An 18,331-nucleotide genomic window follows, 5' to 3' on the forward strand; every position below is an offset into this window, starting at 1 on the left:
TATTTTATTTTGTAAAATCAATGACCATCCGGCCTTCAATTTTTCCTGCTTTCATCTCATCATAATAGCATTCACTTCTTCAAGTCGACGTGTCGCAACGATAGGTTTCACTTTCCCTTCAGCTGCAAATTGGAAAGCTTCAGCTAAATCCAACCGAGTTCCCACTAAAGAACCCGCAACTTCAACACCATCAAAAACGGTGGTTGGGACAGACAACGTCATGTCTGTATTAGGCAAGGCAACCGCCACCATTTTACCCATGGGTTTCAAACAAGCAACAGCTTGTTCAAAAGCCACGCGTGCAACAGCACATACGATAGAAGATTGAGCACCCAATCCTCCAGTGACTTCTTTAATCGCAGCTATAGGATCTTTCTCTCCTGAATTGATTATGACATCTGCTCCAATCGCTTTAGCCAAGTTCAATTTATCTTGATTGATATCTACGGCAATCACTTTTGCACCAAAAACATTTTTAGCGTATTGAATGGCCAAATTTCCAAGTCCACCAGCACCAAAGATAACTTGCCATTCTCCTGGTTTCACGCCTGAAACTTTGATGGCTTTATAAGTGGTTACACCAGCGCAAGTAATCGAGCTGGCTTCAATCGGACTTAAATTTTGAGGAACTTTCACCGCATAATCAGCCACGACAATAGCTTGCTCAGCCATACCACCATCGACTGAGTAGCCAGCATTTTTAACTTCACGACAGAATGTTTCATTACCAGATACGCAGTATTCACAGTGTCCGCAACCTTCAAAGAACCAAGCAACAGACACGCGATCCCCAACTTTGAGAGAAGTGACATCACTTCCAATTGCTTTCACAATACCAATTCCTTCATGCCCAAGGACGGTACCTGCTTTATTTCCATAATCCCCTGCGGCAACATGGAGATCAGTATGGCAAACCCCACAATATTCCATATCAAGAAGTGCCTCATTCGCACGAATTGGGCGAAGTTCTTTTTCGATAACATCTGCATATCCATCTGGATTTTGACGTACTACTGCTGCTTTCATCTGAAAGTCTCCTTTTATCTTTGTATAATGCAAGCGCATTCATTTTCACTCATTTATTATATCATCTTAATAAATGTAATACAAGTATTTTTGTGTATTTTTTCACATAAATTAAATTCGCTTAATTTTTTATTTCTACAACTTTTCACGTATAATAGAAACAAGATGAATTTAGAAGTAAAATTAAAAGAAGTCTTTGGCTATGAAAAATTTCGTGCTGGTCAAAAACAAATTATTGAACAAGTCCTATCGAACCACGACACTTTAGGCATTCTCCCCACTGGAGCTGGCAAGTCTATCTGTTATCAACTTCCAGCTGTAATTCAATCTGGAATAACGCTTGTGATCTCTCCGCTGATTAGCCTAATGAAAGATCAGGTGGACCAACTCAATATCACGGGTATTCCAGCGACGTTTATTAACTCTACACTCAACGAACAAGAAAGCAAAGAACGCATGCAACAAGTTCTCCAGGGTCACATCAAGATTCTCTTTGTTGCCCCGGAACGTTTTGAACTTGAAACATTTAATCACTTTGTAAAAAGTCTTCCCCTTGACCTGATTGCCATCGATGAGGCTCATTGTATCTCGCAGTGGGGGCATGATTTTCGTCCCAGTTATCTCACTTTTGCTCACCATCTAAGGAGTCTGCCCACTCAGCCCACTGTGCTAGCTTTAACAGCAACGGCTACACCTCAAGTAACAAGCGATATCCAAACGCTATTATCAATTTCTGCTAACCACACCGTCAAAACAGGATTTCTCAGAGAAAATCTTCATTTTGAAGTAGTCAAGGGAATAGAAAAACGGTCTTTTTTAAAAAAATATCTTCACGCGCAGGAAGCTTTGAGTGCTGGTATTATCTATGCCAGCACACGCAAAGAAGTAGATGAAGTTTACACTTGGCTCAACAACCAAAATTTTCCTGCTGTACGTTATCATGCAGGCCTTAGTGAAAGCGAACGTCAACATAACCAAGAGCAATTTCTGTTTGATGAAATTCCACTGATGGTTGCGACTAATGCTTTTGGAATGGGGATAAATAAACCAAATGTTCGGTTTGTTATCCATTATGGTATGCCTGCTACGATTGAAAGTTACTATCAAGAAGCTGGGCGGGCAGGGCGTGATGGTTTGGAAGCCGACGCTATCCTCCTCTACTCTCCTAATGATTTAAGGATCCGTAACTTCTTGATTGAGCAGGGTGATGGGGATGAACAACACAAAGAACAGGCCTATGAAAAACTACGTCAAATGCAAGCTTATACTCATTCTGAAACTTGTCTTCAACGCTATATTCTCCAATATTTTGGCGATGAAGGTGAAAATTGTGGAAAATGTACGAATTGCTTAGACGACCGTGAACAATTAGATATTACGGTAGACGCGCAAAAAGTACTTTCCTGTGTCATAAGGATGGGTGAGCGCTTTGGAAAAACAATGGTCGCACAAGTTCTCGTTGGTTCTAAAAATAAAAATTTAACCAAATGGAACTTTGAACAACTTTCTACCTTTGGGATTATGAAACAACACTCACAAAAAAATGTAGGAGAGTTGATTGACTTCTTGGTAGCCGAAGGTTATCTCCAAGTCACACCTGGAAAATTTCCTCTATTATTTGTGTCAACTGAGGGTCATCAGGTTTTACGAGGTCATTTGAATGTTTTTAGACGTGCTCCCTTTGTCACGGTTGCTCAGAATGAAACGGGGGACAACTTTAATTCCAAACTTTTTGATCACTTGCGTACCCTTCGCCTAGAAGTTGCAAAGGACGAGGGAGTGCCTCCTTTTATGATTTTCTCTGACAGTAGTCTGAAAGATATGGCAGAAAAATCGCCTCAAGACGAAACAAGTTTTTTATCTATCAGTGGAGTGGGCCCTATCAAGCTCAAAAAATATGGGCAAGAATTTATCCAAGTAATTCAAAATTTTAATAACAAAAAATGAGATATTTCTATCTCATTTTTTCTTTTCAAAGCTTATCAATCGCCTGACAATATCGTTTCATCTACCTCAAAGCTACATGTTTGAGAAATTTCTTTAAACCAATATGCAGATTTTTTTAATTTTTTTTCTTGCGTATGAATATTTGTAGAAATAAGTCCATATCGATTGCGATAGGCATTTAACCAGCTCCAACAATCAATTGGAGTCCACAAATGATAGCCTAGACAGTTGCTTCCCTCCTCCATAGCACGATTGAGCCAATAGAGATGCTCTTTAATAAATTGAATCCGATAGTCATCTTCAATGACCCCTTGCTCATTTACATAGCGTTCTTCGTTGGATACACCCATACCATTTTCAGAGACAAACCAATCAATATTCCCATAATTTTCTTGAATATCTTTTGCAATATCATAGAGGGCTTTCGGATAAATTTCCCAGCCTTTATCCACATTCATACGGCAAGCTGGCATTTCATAGGGTTGCCAAAATTTATCCGGTACAAAGTCAACGGCTAAAGAATTAGCAGAATAGCGCGGACGCTGTACCCGATTAGGATGATAAAAATTAATTCCTAACAAGTCCACTCTATTAGCTTTTATAATTTCAAGTTCTTCCTCACTATTTTCCCAAAGGACACCCTCTTTTTCTAGAAGTTTTATTAATTTTACAGGGAAACTTCCCTTGACGGAGGCATCCAAATACATGCGATTAAGCCATAAATCTGCAATTTCACTGGCCTGGACATCTTCGGCTTCTTGTGTGGCTGGGTAAGGAGGGGTAAGGTTCAAAATCATGCCAATTTGACCATCAAGTTTCAAAGCTCTGTACTTTTCAATTGCCTTGCTTGATGCTAATTGCAAGTTATAAGCGACTTGTACCGCCGTTTTCCCCTCAATTTTCATCGGATAATGGAATTGTTTGTAGTAGCCTCCTTCCACTACTACGAGTGGTTCATTGTGAGTAAACCATGTTTTGACACGATCACCAAAAAGTCTAAAAGCCTGCTCAGCAAAACCTGCATACAAATCTACAACGGTTTTTGAGGCCCAACCACCATAACGATGATAAAGTTCAACGGGTAAATCAAAGTGATGAAGATTCATCATGGGGGTGATACCTTGAGCAATGAACTCATCGATAACCGCATTGTAAAAAGTCACCGCTTCTTCGTTCAGCGTATTAAGCTCTAAATCATCAATTAAGCGAGACCACTGAATCGAAGTTCGGACCGTTTTTAATCCTGCTTCTTTCATCAAGCGTATATCTTTTTTGTAGTCATTATAAAAGTTACTAGCGGTATCTGGCCCTTGATGTTTATAAAATCTTTCTGGCTGTATTTCATAGAAATAATCAAACATATTGGCATGTTTTTTTTGAAAACGTCCTTCAGTTTGTGGGCCACTTGTCGCTGCGCCCCACCAAAAATTTTTTGGAAATTGTACTCTCATTTCACTCTCCTTTAATAAAATAGTTTTTCCAAGTCCTACTGGAAAAACTAACTTTTTTTATTTTTAAGCTATTTCTTGGTTATCAATCGCCTTTAAGAATGGGAACCAAATTAAACCAATAATTAAGAATTGAACCAGTTGTAATACTGCTCCCATCACAGAGTTTGTAGCTAAAAAGCCAGAGATAAAGATAGGCATGGTCCATGGAACTTGCGCACCAGTGGTTAGTGGTACAAGTCCAGAAGCAAAACCAAGATAAGCAATGACTACCGAAACAATTGGTGCTAAAAGCCAAGGAATAAAGAGTGATACGTTCATTACCATTGGTAGCCCAAAAATTACTGGTTCATTCACGTTGAAAAGTCCTGGAGCTAAAGCTAATCTAGCCACTTCTTTATATTGTTTTCGCTTCATCACAAAAGCCATGAGCAGGACCACAACGAGCGTCGATCCAGATCCACCTAATCCCACTGTGAAGGTGTCCATAAAGGATTTTGTAACAATATGGCCATGTTCTGCCAAGGCATTAGTCCCCTGTTGAGTAAGACTTGCGTTATCAAGCATGTTCGTTTGCCAAAAAGGTTCAAAGACTGAGTTAACAATAACCTGACCATGCAGGCCGAAAAACCACAGAAATTGAACGAGGAAAATAGCAATAATTGTCGCTGGTAATCCTGTGCCTAGCCCTGTTAAAGGTTTTTGGATCAGATTATAAATGACATCATGAAGATTTGTGGTGAACACGCCCACCATAATTGCATTAATGATTAGAAACACAAAGAGGGTTCCGAGGGCAGGAATCAAAGAGGCAAAAGATTTAGATACAGCAGGTGGCACTCCATCGGGCATTTTGATGACGTAGCCCTTTTTTGTCAACCACACAAAAATCTTTGCAGCAAGGAAGGCTGAAAGAATTCCCAGAAACATTCCTTTTGCTCCGAGACGATCTAGACTCAGTAAACCTGTGCCTTCGATTGATTTCCCATTGGCACCGGTCACTAATACCGTAAATGGGGTTAAAATAAGGAAAGAAGCCAGGGCAACTACTCCGCCAAATATTCCTTCAACTTCTTCGGTTTTCGCCCAGTAATATCCAATAGCTAAAGTGACAAAAACGGTCATGATGGACATCGTTGCACTTTGCCCATTACCAAATAAGTTAGCGAAATTATTCTTTAGCGTGTCTGGCCAGAAGGGGAGATTATTGAAAACCACAATCAAGGAACCAAACATCGTTAACGGAAAAGAAACCATAAAGGCGTCACGCAACGTGATGAGATACTTATTTGCCCCAATCTTTGTAGCGACAGGCAAAACTTTTTCCGATAAAACCTCCATAAACTTATTCATGGAAATCCTCCTTTTATAAAATATATAAATTACTCTACAAAAGAAGTATATCATAAACAGAAATATATTTCAATATTTATTTTATTTTTGAAATATATTTCATCAATCAAGTTCTCCATTGTCAATATAGGCAGCTAACATGGAGGAAAAAATATAAAATGCGAAACGATTATCTAATTGTTGGAGGTGGTGAGAAACTGAAAAATCCGTGATATTTGATGGTAGGACTACCACTACTTCTGCGGCTTCTTTCAATTTTTTATCATGATTCATGGTAATAAACACAAGTTTTGCTCCCGTTTTTTGAGAGCGTTCAATAATCTCTGAATAAGCTTCACTATTACCAGAAACCGAAAAAATGATAAGAACATCATCAGCGGTAAGAATCCTTGATAAGTAAAAGATCTTGGTACGACTGGTCACAGCTTCCATATAATGATCTTGATAAAGTAATGAATAAACAAATTGTTCGGCAGAAAGTCCAGATGAGCCTATCCCCAAGGCGCGCGTCACTTTTGCTTTTTTTACCAAATCGACGATTTTTTCTAAGTCTTTTTCAGATACACTTTTTTCGATGGCATCAAGTTGACTCTTAAAGCCGGAGATTACTGATTTTGAAAAGTTATGAGTTTCACTTTTCTCTTCTTTATTTTGCATTTCCGACTGATAGATTTCTAGAGATTGTTTAAACTCAGCTAAGCCTCTATATTTTAATTTCTTAGCGACACGCATGATGGCAGCAGGGGAAACTTCCAAAAGGTTGGCTGCTTCTTGCACAGAATGTTGAATAAGAATTTCAGGTTTTTCAATTAGCTGTCCGGTAATTTTTCGGTCTGTTTTGGTCAGTTCAGTAAAATGAATCGAAATTTTTTCTTGTAATCGCATCTTTCATCCTTTGTTTTTTTGAATGGTATCTTCCTCTCATTATAACAAAAACAAAACTCTGGTGCTTATGAACTCTTATTTAAGAGAAGAATAAAAAGCTGGACCTAAAGTCCAACTTTTTATTCTTTATTGTTTTTTTGGTAATGGTGCATCATGAAGTAAGCAATGATACCGAAAATAACTGGTCCACCAATCATTGAAACGACTGATGTAACGGTCTCTCTTACAGCTTGAGCGGTCTGAGCTGCAGCTGGCAACTGCACGTAATTAACAATCGGTTGGATAATGGTAAAGAAATTAGCCCCAATAACGACAATCAACACAAGAATAGTTAAACAAGTCGCCACAAGATGAGATTTGAAAAATTCAATAGGTTTATTGATGCTCTTATTTCGCTTGAAGAACCAATAAGCAATGACAATAAAGATATAAGGTAGTGTCATTGATACATTCGCCATGTAAGTCAAAATCAAGAAGAATTCACTTGCGCCACCTTGAGAGGTCAAAAAGTTCAAAATGATAATTAGCGTTACGATAGCAAATTGGATCCACATTGCAAATTTTGGCATACCGTCTTTGTCAAGTTTTCCAAGTTTACCTGGCCAAAGTTTTTCTGGTGTTCCTGCAATAATTTGTTTGATTGGGCTGTAAGTAAGAGTGAAGAATGCACCCATATAAGCGAGTAACATTGATAAGCCAATGTAACGCGCAAAAATGCCTCCAAGAAGATCTGCTCCTGAGCTGGACATACCAAAGGCCTGACCCACAGCTTGTCCGAGATTTTGTAAGAGCATATAAGGGACAGTTCCAAGATTCATCGTTCCAGCTTTAATTGCTGGAATCCATTGGTTGTAGTCCACAAAGAATCCAACACTCAAAATGGCAACGGAGTAGCCGACAGCGATAACGAGAGCTGAGGTAATAATCCCACGAGGAAAGTTTTTTTCTGGTTCATGTGTTTGATCGACCAAACCTGCAATAGATTCTACACCACCATAAGCAAAGATGGCAAAGACAAGAAAGGCAATAAAGGCAACTGCGCTACCATCAAATGTTGGATTAGGCGAGGAAGCAAAGGCCGAAAGCGTAATTGGAGTTGCGGGATGACCATTGGCAATAAGAACAATAATAGCGCCAAGAATCAAAATAATATTCAAAGAAAGGACGGCAATCCCAGCGACAGAAGTGAATTTTTTAATCGTATCTACCCCTTTAGAAACCATAAAGGTTACTAAAGCCATCCAGATTACAGCAGCTACTGAAATCCACAGTAGGGAAGGAGTATGATCAGAGTTACCAAAAATAAGATTTACCAAAGGAATTAATATTTTATTTGCAACGGTAACCATCCAGATTACGTAAGAGGCATACCACATGAAAGTACCAACAAAAGCAAAAGTTGGATTGACTGCTTTACTCATCCAAGAATAGATACCGCCCTTTTCGTCCTTAAAAGCAGAACCCATCTCGGTTGCCATAAAGGCAAAGGGAAGGAAAAAGAGCAGAGCACCGATAATATACCACGGTATGGCACCATATCCCATTTGATAGAAGGCTACTGGAATATTTCCAAAGCCAAAGACGGTCGTAAAGATCATAAGCGACAGACCTACGAGCGAGAGTTTACCTTTTGTATCTTTTGACATAAGGTTTCCTTTCTTATTTGAGAACGCCCAAACGTTCTTCTTAATTTTTAAATGTTATAAGCAATATATTTTTTTACTGACGACTCTGTCAGTAATAAATATGCTGATAGTACGTTCTAAAAAATCATCTTTTGATTTTACGATTTAGAAAAATAATTATGACAGTAACAGAACTATAGCGAAAAGTAGGGATTAGTCTGAATTTTTCAGATTAACAACAAAGCAAGCCGCTAGGTAGGAATTTGGTGTACAAAATCCGACCGAGCGACTTGTTTTAATCTCTGTATGAGCTTCAATGCTCAAACTTTTTTCGTTTATTATTTTGAAACTTCGTTGTTCAAGCGAATGATTTCAAGAAGCGTATCCACTGCTTTTTCCATGGTTTGAAGTGACACAAACTCAAAACGTCCGTGCATGTTTTCACCACCGGCAAAAAGGTTAGGTGTTGGAAGACCCATAAATGAAATTTTTGAGCCATCCGTACCGCCCCGAATTGGTTCAATCACAGGCGTGATGTCCAGATTTTCCATAGCTGTCTTGGCAATATCAATAATGGACATGTCTTTTTCGATGACTTGTGCCATATTGTAATATTGGTCTTTAATCACAGGTTTGACACGAGTTTGTCCAAGTTCAGCATTCATTTTATCTGCAATTTCTTGCATCAACGCTTTACGTTCGTTGAATTTACCTTCTTCATGGTCACGAATGATATATTGAGCGCGTGCTTCTTCTGGTGTTCCTTCAAGTTTCAAAAGATGGAAGAAGCCTTCACGCCCTTCTGTTTTTTCAGGACGGTCAAATTCTGGAAGTGCATTGTGGTAATCAATAGCCAATTGCAAAGCATTGACCATCATATTCTTAGCTGTACCTGGGTGAACATTTTTACCTTGAAATTCAATCACTGCACCAGCTGCTGAGAAAGTTTCGTATTGAAGTTCTCCAAGAGGTCCGCCGTCTACAGTATAAGCAAAGTCAACATCAAAGTCAGCGACGTCAAATTTATCAGCACCTACACCAATTTCTTCATCAGGACCAAATCCCACACGAATTTCCCCATGTTCAAAATCAGGATTGATATTCAAAAGATAGTCGGCCAAAGTCATGATTTCAGCCACACCCGATTTATCATCTGAACCAAGCAAAGTTGTGCCATCAGTATGAATCAAAGTTTGACCTTTGTAGTTTTTCAGATTTGGGAAATCTTTTGGATCAAGTGTAAACTCAGTATCGCCGAGTTTAATCACAGATTCACCATCATAATTTTCTAAAATTTGTGGGTTAACACCCTCTGCGTTGAAATCAGCGGTATCTAAGTGAGCTAGAAGTCCAATTTTACGGACATTTTTATCAGTATTTGAAGGAATAGTCCCAATAATATAACCATTGGACTCCAGATAATGAACATCTTTGAGACCAAGGGCTTTCATATCTTCGCCCATTTTGTGAGCAAATTCTACGAGCGCTTGAGTTGAAGGTGTTGTTGTGCTGTTTTCATCTGAACGTGTATTTACTTTAACATATTCAAGAAAACGTGGTAACAGTTTTTCGTACTTCATTGATTCTCCTTAAATTTAATCTAATAGCCTATTTGTCTCCAAGTGAGATAAATGGCTCAATAGCTTTATTTTGTTGAATTTGAGCAATTATAAAAGATTTAGCATCAGTAAATTTCTGATCTGGAATCACTTGTTCTGAAAATTTCAAAAGACATTTGTATTCTTTTTCTGAAATTTTTTCAATAACCTTATATTTCTCCAGCACATTGACAAAAATATCTGGTTTAGATTTGACAACCTCTTTACGCATAAATTTCAAGAGAAAAGTCGTCATATACTTAAGCGCATATTCTGGGTCAACATCGCCAATCATTTGATAAACCTCTTTTTCCAGAGGAGTCAAAGGTAAATTTTTGGCCACTTTATCAAAATAATTGGCAAGTGTCTGTGGAATTTCAGTATTTTGTGGGTCTTCTTTGTAAGAAAAAGAGGTCATAAAATTCAAGATGACTTGATTCGTTTGATTAGGTAAAGCTTGATAAAGCATACTTTTAGCTAATAACTTTTCAATCTGTGACGCTTTTTCAACAAAGATTGGAGCTTCGTAGCTGTTTTTCTGGGGTTCAGCAATTTTGTCTTTTAAAGTTTCCCAATCAAACTCACTGTCATTAAAAATATGAAAGCCTAGTGAATAACGTTTATCAGACCGTAAGATTAATCCAGCAGCAATAAATGAGTCAATCTGCCGATCAATATTTTTTACATCAGCAAAATCTTTATGAATCTGTCTGAGCATGACTTCATCATGTTTTGCTAAATATTCTATCAAAGCTTTGAAAAAAGGCTGGCGGGTCAGGCGATTTTCATTGTAGACTTTAATCGTCATTAAGCGTTGAAGCTTTCTGTCAATTGTGGTACTACTTGTTTTTTACGTGAAACAGCACCAGCAAGAAAGGCATGGTCATCAACCAAAGTGAAGTTAAAAGCTGCTTCTGATTTTTCAGGATGTGCACCCAAGGCAATGATTTCAGAATTTGAGTTAACGATGTCAGTAATCATAAAGACAAAGTCATCATAGCCATTTGCAACCATTGAATCTTTAATAGCAGCTTTAATATCTGAAAGGCGTTCTAAAACTTCAGGGATATCCACTGTATTAACTTGAGCAATGCGTACTTTTGAACCATTTAACTCGAAAGTTTTAGCATCAATGTCAATCAATTCTTCAGCTGATTTATTAGACAAGTTTGTACCAGCTTTAAGCATCGCAAGGCCGTATTCTTCAAGGTTTACACCAGCAATTTTAGCCAATTCTTCAGCGACTTTGTGGTCGGTCACGTGAGTCGTTGGTGATTTCAAAAGTAAAGTATCAGAAATCAAACCTGAAAGTAAAAGTCCAGCAACATCTTTTGGAATTTCAACACCAGCCTCAAGGAATTTACGGTAAACAATAGATGATGCCGAACCAACAGGCTCAACAGTCATAAACAAAGGTGCTGCTGTATTAAAGTTAGCTACACGGTGATGATCAACCACACCAAAAATCGTAACTTCTTCAATATCAGAAATTGATTGTTGAAACTCGTTATGGTCAGTCAAAATCACTGTGTCCACGCCTTCTTCTTTAGCAGATTTGACAACACGTGGTGCTTCAACTCCAAAATAGTCCAAGACAAATTGCGTTTCTTCATTAGGCGTACCTAAAGCTACAACTTCGGTATTGAGCGCACCATTTGGACGGTGATTACTCAAGTATGAGAAACCATAAGATGAGCCAATCGCATCAGTATCGGGTTTTTGGTGACCAAAGACGAGAATTTTATCAGACATTTTTTTACCTCATTTGTTAAAAATTTTTATAAAACACCAAGTCATTACTTAATGTTCGACATTGTTCGCATAAAGCGGACGATATTCTTTTAAATTATACCAAAAAAAGCGCCAACACGCACGCTTTCTTTATATTTATGGACAAACTGATGCCCCTTGTTTTGCTGACAGAGCCGTCAGTAAATCTAGAATCCTGTTTTTAAGCCTCTACCGCGTTGACTGCTTCCTTCTCGTTATCTCGGACAGGATGCTTTTCATCACATATCAGCTCATCATGATTGCTTAAGACTTCATGGAGTTCAAAAAGTTCTTCACGTCGTTTTTCTAACATTTTCTTTCCTTTTCTTCTGCAAATTTTATTTACAGGAGCCCTTTCTTTTTGTATTATTATCATTATCTCATTTTTATGAGAGCGCTTCAAATAATATGGGTCAAGAAAATAGAAAAAGAGCAAGCTCAAAAAGCTGCTCTCTTTAACGGATCCGCTCAAGATAATCTTGATAGGATTCGGTATCCATTAATGTTTTGGCATTCTTAACGCGATCTTTAGTTGGTGGTTTAACCCCTTCAAGCGGGTACTTCCAACCAAGTTCTCGCCATTTAAATTCGCCCATCGTATGATAAGTTAGAATTTCAAATTTCAAAACATTCTTCAAGGTTTTTACAAAGGCACCCAGTTTTATTAAGTCTTCGTCGTGGTCAGATTCACCAGGAACAAGGACATGTCGAATCCATACTGCAGTTCCGCGGTCAGATAAATATTGTGCAAAAGCCAAGATGTTATCATTTTTATGAGCAGTCAACTCTTTATGACGCTCCGGATTGATTTCTTTAATATCTAGCAATACTAAATCCGTATAGTCCAGTAATTCTGAAATCCGTTCGGTAACGTGCTTATCCGTAAGGTAGGGTTGGGCGGCAGTATCTAGCGTTGTATGAATCCCCAATGATTTAGCATACTTAAAGAGGGCTGTCACAAAATCAATTTGCAAGAGGGCTTCACCACCAGAAACAGTGATTCCCCCTTTTTCACCCCAAAAACCTCTAAAACGAAGCGCCTCTTCCATGACCTCTTCAACCGTGCGTTCTGTTGCCTTATCAGATTTTAAAGCCCATGTATCAGGATTGTGACAGTATTTGCACCGCATCCGACATCCTTGCATAAAGATAATAAAACGCACACCCGGACCATCAACAGAACCAAAGGACTCTGTTGAATGAATCAAGCCCGTTACTTTCTTTAATTCTTCTATATTTTCACCCATTTTATTCTCCAATTTCAAGCACTCTTTTCCCCTCTATCATACCGCAATTCACTTGATTTGGCAACTTAAATTAAGAAAACCTATCCTGATTACAGCAACAATGGTAACCCTATCATTTTTCAAATTTCTGTGCTAATAAAAAAGTTACTGACGGATCTGTCAGTAACTTCTATTTACTTTTTAATTTCTTCTTCGATCTCTTCAGGTGTAATCTCAAACTCAACACGCAGTTTCACCACGCGTTTGCCTGAAACTTCCAAACTAGTCAGTGAAAAATGGTCTTCCTCATTATCCACCTTGCAAACAATTTGTTGACCTTTTTCAGGAATCTGTCCTGTTTCTGAAAGAAAATATCCAGCGATGGTATCAACATCATTGCTTTCCAGATGTGTTTCAAACTCTTCATTGAAATCATTCAGTGTCATTTTTCCTTGGACAACATAAAGATTTTCACCGATTTTGAAAACTTCTTTTTCAGCAATATCTGTTTCATCGTCGATTTCCCCGACAATTTCTTCAAGTAAATCTTCAAGTGTGACTAAACCTTCAACACCGCCATACTCATTCAGTAGCACGGCCATTTGATTTTGCGTTTTACGCATTTGACGCATCAAATCATCTACAAAAATTGTTTCTGGAACAAATAAAGGCTCTTGCAAAATTTCACGTAAATCAATTTCTTCAAATCCATGTTCAAATCCATATCTCAAGAGTTTTTTTACATGGAGGATTCCCAAAATATTATCCTTATCATCATCATAGACAGGAATACGCGAATACGATTCACTCAGCATCGCAGTAATATTTTCATGAGCATCATCATTAATATCAATCATGAACGCATCTGTTCTTGGCACCATGATTTCACGTGCGACAAGCTCATCTAAGCTGAACACCCCTGTAATCATTTCCCGCTCACTATCGTCAAGCGCTTCGTCATTCGTATTAAGAAGATACTCAATCTCATCACGGGTCATCCCTTCATCAGCATCATCAAATTTCATTGGTGTGATGCGACTCAGGAGGTTGGTTGAACTTGCCAAAAACCAGACGAAAGGCTTCATAATGACCCCTAAAAACTGAATAGGAGGTGCCACACGCAGGGCCATCTTTTCTTTGAGATTTTGTGCAATACGTTTTGGATAAAGCTCTCCGAAAACTAAAGATACATAAGTCAAGATTGCTAAAACGATGATTTGAGCCAAAGTTTTAGCAAAAGTCGTCCCACCTAAAAGAGGCGCCAAACGTGAAGCTAAGGCATCTGCTAAACTTGCCCCGGCTAAGATATTAATTAAGGTAATCCCAATTTGAATCGTTGAGAGGAAATTACTAGGTTGATTAAGAATACGAACAAGATTGATGTATTTTTTATCTCCCTCGCTCGCCTTTTGTTCAACTTTTGTTCGACTGAGACTGACCATTGCCATCTCACTCGCTGAGAAAAAGGCATTTAAAGCCGTCAAGAAAATAAGTAAGAGAATCTGCAAGAGTATCGATACACTCTCGGGATCAGGGTTTGACATTATTGCTCCTTGAATTTAAGATATGAGTACAACGGGTAAAAAGGATAAAAGACAGAGAAAAATTTCTCCACCTTATCACCAGTTTCACCCATTGTGCTCTTGTTATTAGCCCTATTTAGAAACAGCGCAAGATAAAAAATCAGGCTTGCATCAAAAGGGGCTTAGATAGCATCTATTATAACATATTTTTACTATTATTTTGAAATAATTTTCTTCTGTTGAGCCTTATGGTTACGATATAAACCATTCAAGAATTTTACAATTTCTTTGACGAGACAGTAAGCTGGTACAGCGATAATCATCCCCAAGATACCATATAAACTTCCTGAAATCAGCATAAGGATCATAACCGTAACAGGATGGACTTTCACTGCAGAACCGACAATTTTGGGATAAACGAGATTTCCATCCAGTTGTTGTAAAACCAACACATAAATCACTGCAATCAGGGCTGTGATGGGATGGTTGAAAGCCACAGTAACCACCATTGGTAGCACGCCGATATATGGTCCAGCATAAGGAATCAAGTTGGTCACTCCCGCAAAAAGGGCAAACAAGAACGCATACGGAATTCCTAAAATAAGATAGCCAATAAATACAACAACAAAAACTAATAAAGCATCGAGCGCCACACCAGAAATATAACGTGAGATTGTATGATTCATGTTCTCTAGGAGTTCAAAAATATTGAGTTTATCTTCCGTTAAGACATTTTCTTTAAGAAAAGGAATAATTTTTTCTCCATCTTTGAGCATATAATAAAGTAAGATAGGAACTAAAATCATGACCATCACAATACTGGTGACAATACTGACGATACTCCCCAAACTGACAGTGATACTGTTGAGGAGGTTATGGAGAATATCCGTGTAAGAAATATTCAATTTCTCAACAAGACTGTTCACATCAATCTGTTTATAAAGTTCTGCAAAACGGGGGTCATGCTGAAGGCTCTCTATCCAGTGACGCACCTCCGGATAGGCCTTAGCAGTCGCATTAATCAGGTCTGTTAATTGCGAAATGAGGCTTGGAATAACTGATGCCATCGCAAAAATAATCAGTCCCAGTATCACAAGTAATACAATAAAAATTCCCAGTGTTTTTTTAATCTTTAGTTTCTTCTCCATAAAGATGACCACAGGATTAAAAATATAGTACAAAAACCCTGCGATGATAAATGGGATAAAGAGTAAGGCCAGTAAAGTTTTAATGGGTTGGAATACAAACTGGATTTGAGTCAATAGATAGATTAGCAAAGCAACCGCTAGAATCTCTATCGTCCAGAAAAATAATTTGCTTTTTTTGAACATAAATTTCCTTTATCTATAGAAGATAGCCTCCATTAGGAGAAGGTCATCATCAGTTAATCTGGTCTTATTTTTTAGTTACTGGTGATTTGCGTATCAATTCACATCTAGAGTTTTTCAGTATCGTTTTAAGACTATTTATATTATAATAAATCCAGAGCTTTTAAGCAAACTAAGCCATAGGAGGATAAAATGGAAATTAGAGTCACACGCGATACAATGTCCGATATTTATTTTGATGCTTTACGCATTCGCAATCAAGTTTTTGTAAAAGAACAAGGTGTTCCTTATGAGCTTGAAGTAGGAAATGCTTTGGAAGAAGCTTCGGCTGTACATTTCGTTCTCTACGATGGGGGTGTTGCACAAGGGACTGTCCGTCTCCTGCCTCATTTAGATGAGCATTCCGCACTTATTCAACGTATGGCCATTCTTAAAGAGGGACGTAATAAGGGGTATGGCACGCTTTTAATGGAACGCTTGCTTGAGTTTTCCAAAGCCTCTCATATTGATAAGTTAGAACTCCATGCCCAAGTTTCTGCCAAAGCTTTCTATCATAAGTATCTGTTTACGGAGGTGGGAGCAATCTTTGAAGAAGCTGGAATTGCTCATATTCAAATGGAACGAACAGGCTTAGCTGAATAAATGTTAGAAGCCACTTTTTGATCAAATCTACTGAAACTTAAGGAGGGATTATATGTTGTTAGTTACCATGCTTGATGGACCAGTCAGCCAGATAGTTTTCAAAAGCTTATGGTTTGGTATTCTTTCCGGAATGGTTTCTGGTATGGTTAAAATTGGATGGGAAGCTCTCTTACCTCCACGTACTCTTGAGAGGGATTCGACCAATCCCCCACAGCGGCTCATGGAACAAATGGGGGTCCCAAAATCTCTAACCCATGCCTTTATTTTCTATTCACGGAATCAAAAAGTTTACTGGTTTTCGCTGATTTTACATTTTAGTTTCTCTATTTTTTTTGCCTTTCTTTTTATTTTAGTTGGCCAGTTCTGGCCACTAATAGGACTTTGGCAAGGGATGGCTTACGGACTTTTAATCTGGATCATCTGGCACCTTCTCTTACTCCCCCTTTTAAGAACGGTACCACCTGCCTGGCAACAACCTTTTGCTGAACATTTTTCCGAATGTTTCGGTCACATTGTTTGGGCCTGGACAATAGCTGCATGCGCCTATTACCTGATTAGTAAGGACACGAGTGGTATTTTATGCACACTTTAGGAAAGAAGTTAAGTTAGCTTCTTTTTTTATGCGAATGGGGACATAGGATAAATTCTAAATTAGTTCCTTTGTTGTAAAACAAAATACTTGACTTTTCTCAAGAAGATTGTAAAATTAAATTGTACATAATAATGTACACGATTAAAAGGAGGACCGCACCATGAACTATGTAATCAATAAAAATGGAGACTTCGATAGTGCACACGAGGTCCACAAAGAGACATGTCCCCACCGCCCTCACTTCGCAGACGCTTTTGTAATTAATGATGCATTCGATAGTGACCTTAGCGCAGTCAACCATACGCAAATGACCTATCCGAGCTTTAAGCTCCGACCATGTACTGCTTGCATGGATATGTCTGCTCGCTAATATCTAATGATCCCTCAGGGCCCTTGTCAAAGACAAGGGCTTTTGTCATCATCGGTTATCCTCTCTATAGGCTGAAAATGATAAAATAACTCTGGTTAAATTATTAATGGATATGACTTACACCTTTTAAACTCGAACCTTGCCAGTTCGAGTTTTTTTAGTGCAGCCTCTCATGAGCAATGCAAACTGTCCAAAGTTTAACAGTTTCATTGGATTTTTCCCTTTTCATCGGGCTTGAGCGTGAGACCCTCCCGATAGCTTCCCCGCTGCTCCATTGCTCCCAAGTTATAAAAATGTTTTTTTTGCAACTCTAACCTAAAAAAGTTACTGACAGCTCTGTCAGTAACTTTTTTTTAATCTTTCATTAGCTCTGCCACTCTTTTTTTCAAAGCAGGTAAAACTTCTGGTTCGAACCATGGATTCTTTGCCAACCAAATATTATTTCTTGGGCTCGGATGCACCAAAGGAAAATAGTGGGGAAGATAAGCTTCATAATCCCGAATTATCTCAGTAGTTTTGGTAGAAGATTTTAAGTTTAGATAATATTTCATGGCATAAGAACCGACCAAAACAAATAATTCAATATGCGGCATTTCTTTAAGAAGTGGCTCGTGCCATTTCTCTGCAAACCCCTTACGAGGGGGAAGGTCTCCCGATTTTCCCTTACCAGGAAAATAAAAATCTAGAGGTAAAATAGAGAGCTTATCAGATTGATAAAAAGTTGTCCGATCAATCCCTAACCAATCACGCAACCGGTCACCAGAGGGATCATTCCAAAATAAGCGTGAAACCTCAGCACGTATCCCAGGTGCTTGCCCCACAATACAAATCTTTGCTGCCCTGTGTGCAGAGTAAAGTGGCTCGATTCCTCTTTTAGTATAAGCTTCATTTTGAGGATCGGCTTTGATTTCTTCAAAAATTTCTTCTAATCTGTCCATTTTCTGTCCTCAGCTAGGAGTAATAAGCCAAATCATACCTTCCTAAAGTACTGACCAGTC

15 protein-coding genes and 1 pseudogene are annotated in these 18,331 nt (G+C 38.4%); 3 read left to right on the plus strand and 13 right to left on the minus strand.

Annotated elements, in window-relative coordinates; genetic code table 11:
* Positions 1–4: 4 nt before the first annotated feature.
* Positions 5–1,026 (minus strand): annotated as a pseudogene (gene adhP, locus JW886_RS08490) (alcohol dehydrogenase AdhP).
* A gap of 165 nt (positions 1,027–1,191) precedes the next feature.
* Between adhP and recQ the strand changes: the two are divergent.
* Positions 1,192–2,973, plus strand: coding sequence for a DNA helicase RecQ (recQ, locus tag JW886_RS08495; protein ID WP_205871858.1), 1,782 nt, complete (start codon positions 1,192–1,194; stop codon positions 2,971–2,973).
* Between the two features lie 35 nt (positions 2,974–3,008).
* On the opposite strand, the gene JW886_RS08500 is transcribed toward recQ, so the two are convergent.
* From JW886_RS08500 to JW886_RS08545, 11 genes are all read right to left on the minus strand, one after another.
* On the minus strand, positions 3,009–4,424 hold the full coding sequence (locus JW886_RS08500) for a glycoside hydrolase family 1 protein (protein WP_205871859.1): 1,416 nt from the start codon (positions 4,422–4,424) through the stop codon (positions 3,009–3,011).
* Positions 4,425–4,487: 63 nt separating this feature from the next.
* On the minus strand, positions 4,488–5,774 hold the full coding sequence (gene celB / locus JW886_RS08505) for a PTS cellobiose transporter subunit IIC (RefSeq protein WP_075525257.1): 1,287 nt from the start codon (positions 5,772–5,774) through the stop codon (positions 4,488–4,490).
* Between the two features lie 102 nt (positions 5,775–5,876).
* Complete coding sequence (locus JW886_RS08510) at positions 5,877–6,659, minus strand: MurR/RpiR family transcriptional regulator (protein ID WP_205871860.1); 783 nt, start codon at positions 6,657–6,659, stop codon at positions 5,877–5,879.
* A 119-nt stretch (positions 6,660–6,778) separates the two neighbouring features.
* The gene (gene yjeM / locus JW886_RS08515; protein ID WP_075525259.1) at positions 6,779–8,305 is read right to left on the minus strand and encodes a glutamate/gamma-aminobutyrate family transporter YjeM; all 1,527 of its coding nucleotides are present in this window, start codon (positions 8,303–8,305) and stop codon (positions 6,779–6,781) included.
* A gap of 317 nt (positions 8,306–8,622) precedes the next feature.
* Positions 8,623–9,864, minus strand: coding sequence for a peptidase T (pepT, locus tag JW886_RS08520; protein ID WP_205272069.1), 1,242 nt, complete (start codon positions 9,862–9,864; stop codon positions 8,623–8,625).
* A gap of 28 nt (positions 9,865–9,892) precedes the next feature.
* The gene (locus tag JW886_RS08525; protein WP_205871861.1) at positions 9,893–10,690 is read right to left on the minus strand and encodes a DUF1803 domain-containing protein; all 798 of its coding nucleotides are present in this window, start codon (positions 10,688–10,690) and stop codon (positions 9,893–9,895) included.
* On the minus strand, positions 10,690–11,634 hold the full coding sequence (locus tag JW886_RS08530) for a manganese-dependent inorganic pyrophosphatase (RefSeq protein WP_200407427.1): 945 nt from the start codon (positions 11,632–11,634) through the stop codon (positions 10,690–10,692). The genes JW886_RS08525 and JW886_RS08530 overlap by 1 nt, the downstream gene beginning before the upstream one ends.
* Before the next feature lie 199 nt (positions 11,635–11,833).
* Complete coding sequence (locus JW886_RS09920; RefSeq protein ID WP_267905517.1) at positions 11,834–11,965, minus strand: hypothetical protein; 132 nt, start codon at positions 11,963–11,965, stop codon at positions 11,834–11,836.
* Positions 11,966–12,107: 142 nt separating this feature from the next.
* A complete protein-coding gene (gene pflA, locus JW886_RS08535; protein WP_205871862.1) occupies positions 12,108–12,899 on the minus strand; it encodes a pyruvate formate-lyase-activating protein in 792 nt (263 codons plus the stop codon).
* 173 nt (positions 12,900–13,072) lie between these two features.
* Positions 13,073–14,422, minus strand: a complete 1,350-nt coding sequence (locus JW886_RS08540; protein WP_075525265.1) for a hemolysin family protein — start codon at positions 14,420–14,422, stop codon at positions 13,073–13,075.
* A 194-nt stretch (positions 14,423–14,616) separates the two neighbouring features.
* Entirely contained in the window at positions 14,617–15,732 is a 1,116-nt protein-coding gene (locus JW886_RS08545; protein WP_075525266.1) for an AI-2E family transporter, read from the minus strand.
* A 189-nt stretch (positions 15,733–15,921) separates the two neighbouring features.
* Here JW886_RS08545 and JW886_RS08550 point away from each other — a divergent pair, with 189 nt between their 5' ends.
* On the plus strand, positions 15,922–16,371 hold the full coding sequence (locus JW886_RS08550) for a GNAT family N-acetyltransferase (protein WP_200407429.1): 450 nt from the start codon (positions 15,922–15,924) through the stop codon (positions 16,369–16,371).
* A 52-nt stretch (positions 16,372–16,423) separates the two neighbouring features.
* Positions 16,424–16,963 carry a YagU family protein gene (locus tag JW886_RS08555; RefSeq protein ID WP_205871863.1) on the plus strand — a complete coding sequence of 180 codons (540 nt, stop codon included), beginning with the start codon at positions 16,424–16,426 and terminating at the stop codon, positions 16,961–16,963.
* A 723-nt stretch (positions 16,964–17,686) separates the two neighbouring features.
* Here the strand turns inward: JW886_RS08555 and JW886_RS08560 are convergent.
* Positions 17,687–18,271, minus strand: coding sequence for a uracil-DNA glycosylase family protein (locus JW886_RS08560; RefSeq protein ID WP_205272066.1), 585 nt, complete (start codon positions 18,269–18,271; stop codon positions 17,687–17,689).
* Positions 18,272–18,331 lie beyond the last annotated feature (60 nt).

It is taken from the genome of Lactococcus taiwanensis (assembly GCF_017068355.1).
Classification (GTDB): Bacteria; Bacillota; Bacilli; order Lactobacillales; family Streptococcaceae; genus Lactococcus; species Lactococcus taiwanensis.

Bases quoted from the DNA above. Each gene is read 5' to 3' on its own strand.
- JW886_RS08560 (WP_205272066.1), bottom strand. From the start codon at position 18,271: ATGGACAGATTAGAAGAAATTTTTGAAGAAATCAAAGCCGATCCTCAA.
- JW886_RS08540 (WP_075525265.1), bottom strand. From the start codon at position 14,422: ATGTCAAACCCTGATCCCGAGAGTGTATCGATACTCTTGCAGATTCTC.
- yjeM (WP_075525259.1), bottom strand. From the start codon at position 8,305: ATGTCAAAAGATACAAAAGGTAAACTCTCGCTCGTAGGTCTGTCGCTT.
- JW886_RS08510 (WP_205871860.1), bottom strand. From the start codon at position 6,659: ATGCGATTACAAGAAAAAATTTCGATTCATTTTACTGAACTGACCAAA.
- JW886_RS08545 (WP_075525266.1), bottom strand. From the start codon at position 15,732: ATGTTCAAAAAAAGCAAATTATTTTTCTGGACGATAGAGATTCTAGCG.
- pflA (WP_205871862.1), bottom strand. From the start codon at position 12,899: ATGGGTGAAAATATAGAAGAATTAAAGAAAGTAACGGGCTTGATTCAT.
- JW886_RS08550 (WP_200407429.1), top strand. From the start codon at position 15,922: ATGGAAATTAGAGTCACACGCGATACAATGTCCGATATTTATTTTGAT.
- pepT (WP_205272069.1), bottom strand. From the start codon at position 9,864: ATGAAGTACGAAAAACTGTTACCACGTTTTCTTGAATATGTTAAAGTA.
- JW886_RS08525 (WP_205871861.1), bottom strand. From the start codon at position 10,690: ATGACGATTAAAGTCTACAATGAAAATCGCCTGACCCGCCAGCCTTTT.
- JW886_RS08530 (WP_200407427.1), bottom strand. From the start codon at position 11,634: ATGTCTGATAAAATTCTCGTCTTTGGTCACCAAAAACCCGATACTGAT.
- recQ (WP_205871858.1), top strand. From the start codon at position 1,192: ATGAATTTAGAAGTAAAATTAAAAGAAGTCTTTGGCTATGAAAAATTT.
- celB (WP_075525257.1), bottom strand. From the start codon at position 5,774: ATGAATAAGTTTATGGAGGTTTTATCGGAAAAAGTTTTGCCTGTCGCT.
- JW886_RS09920 (WP_267905517.1), bottom strand. From the start codon at position 11,965: ATGTTAGAAAAACGACGTGAAGAACTTTTTGAACTCCATGAAGTCTTA.
- JW886_RS08500 (WP_205871859.1), bottom strand. From the start codon at position 4,424: ATGAGAGTACAATTTCCAAAAAATTTTTGGTGGGGCGCAGCGACAAGT.
- JW886_RS08555 (WP_205871863.1), top strand. From the start codon at position 16,424: ATGTTGTTAGTTACCATGCTTGATGGACCAGTCAGCCAGATAGTTTTC.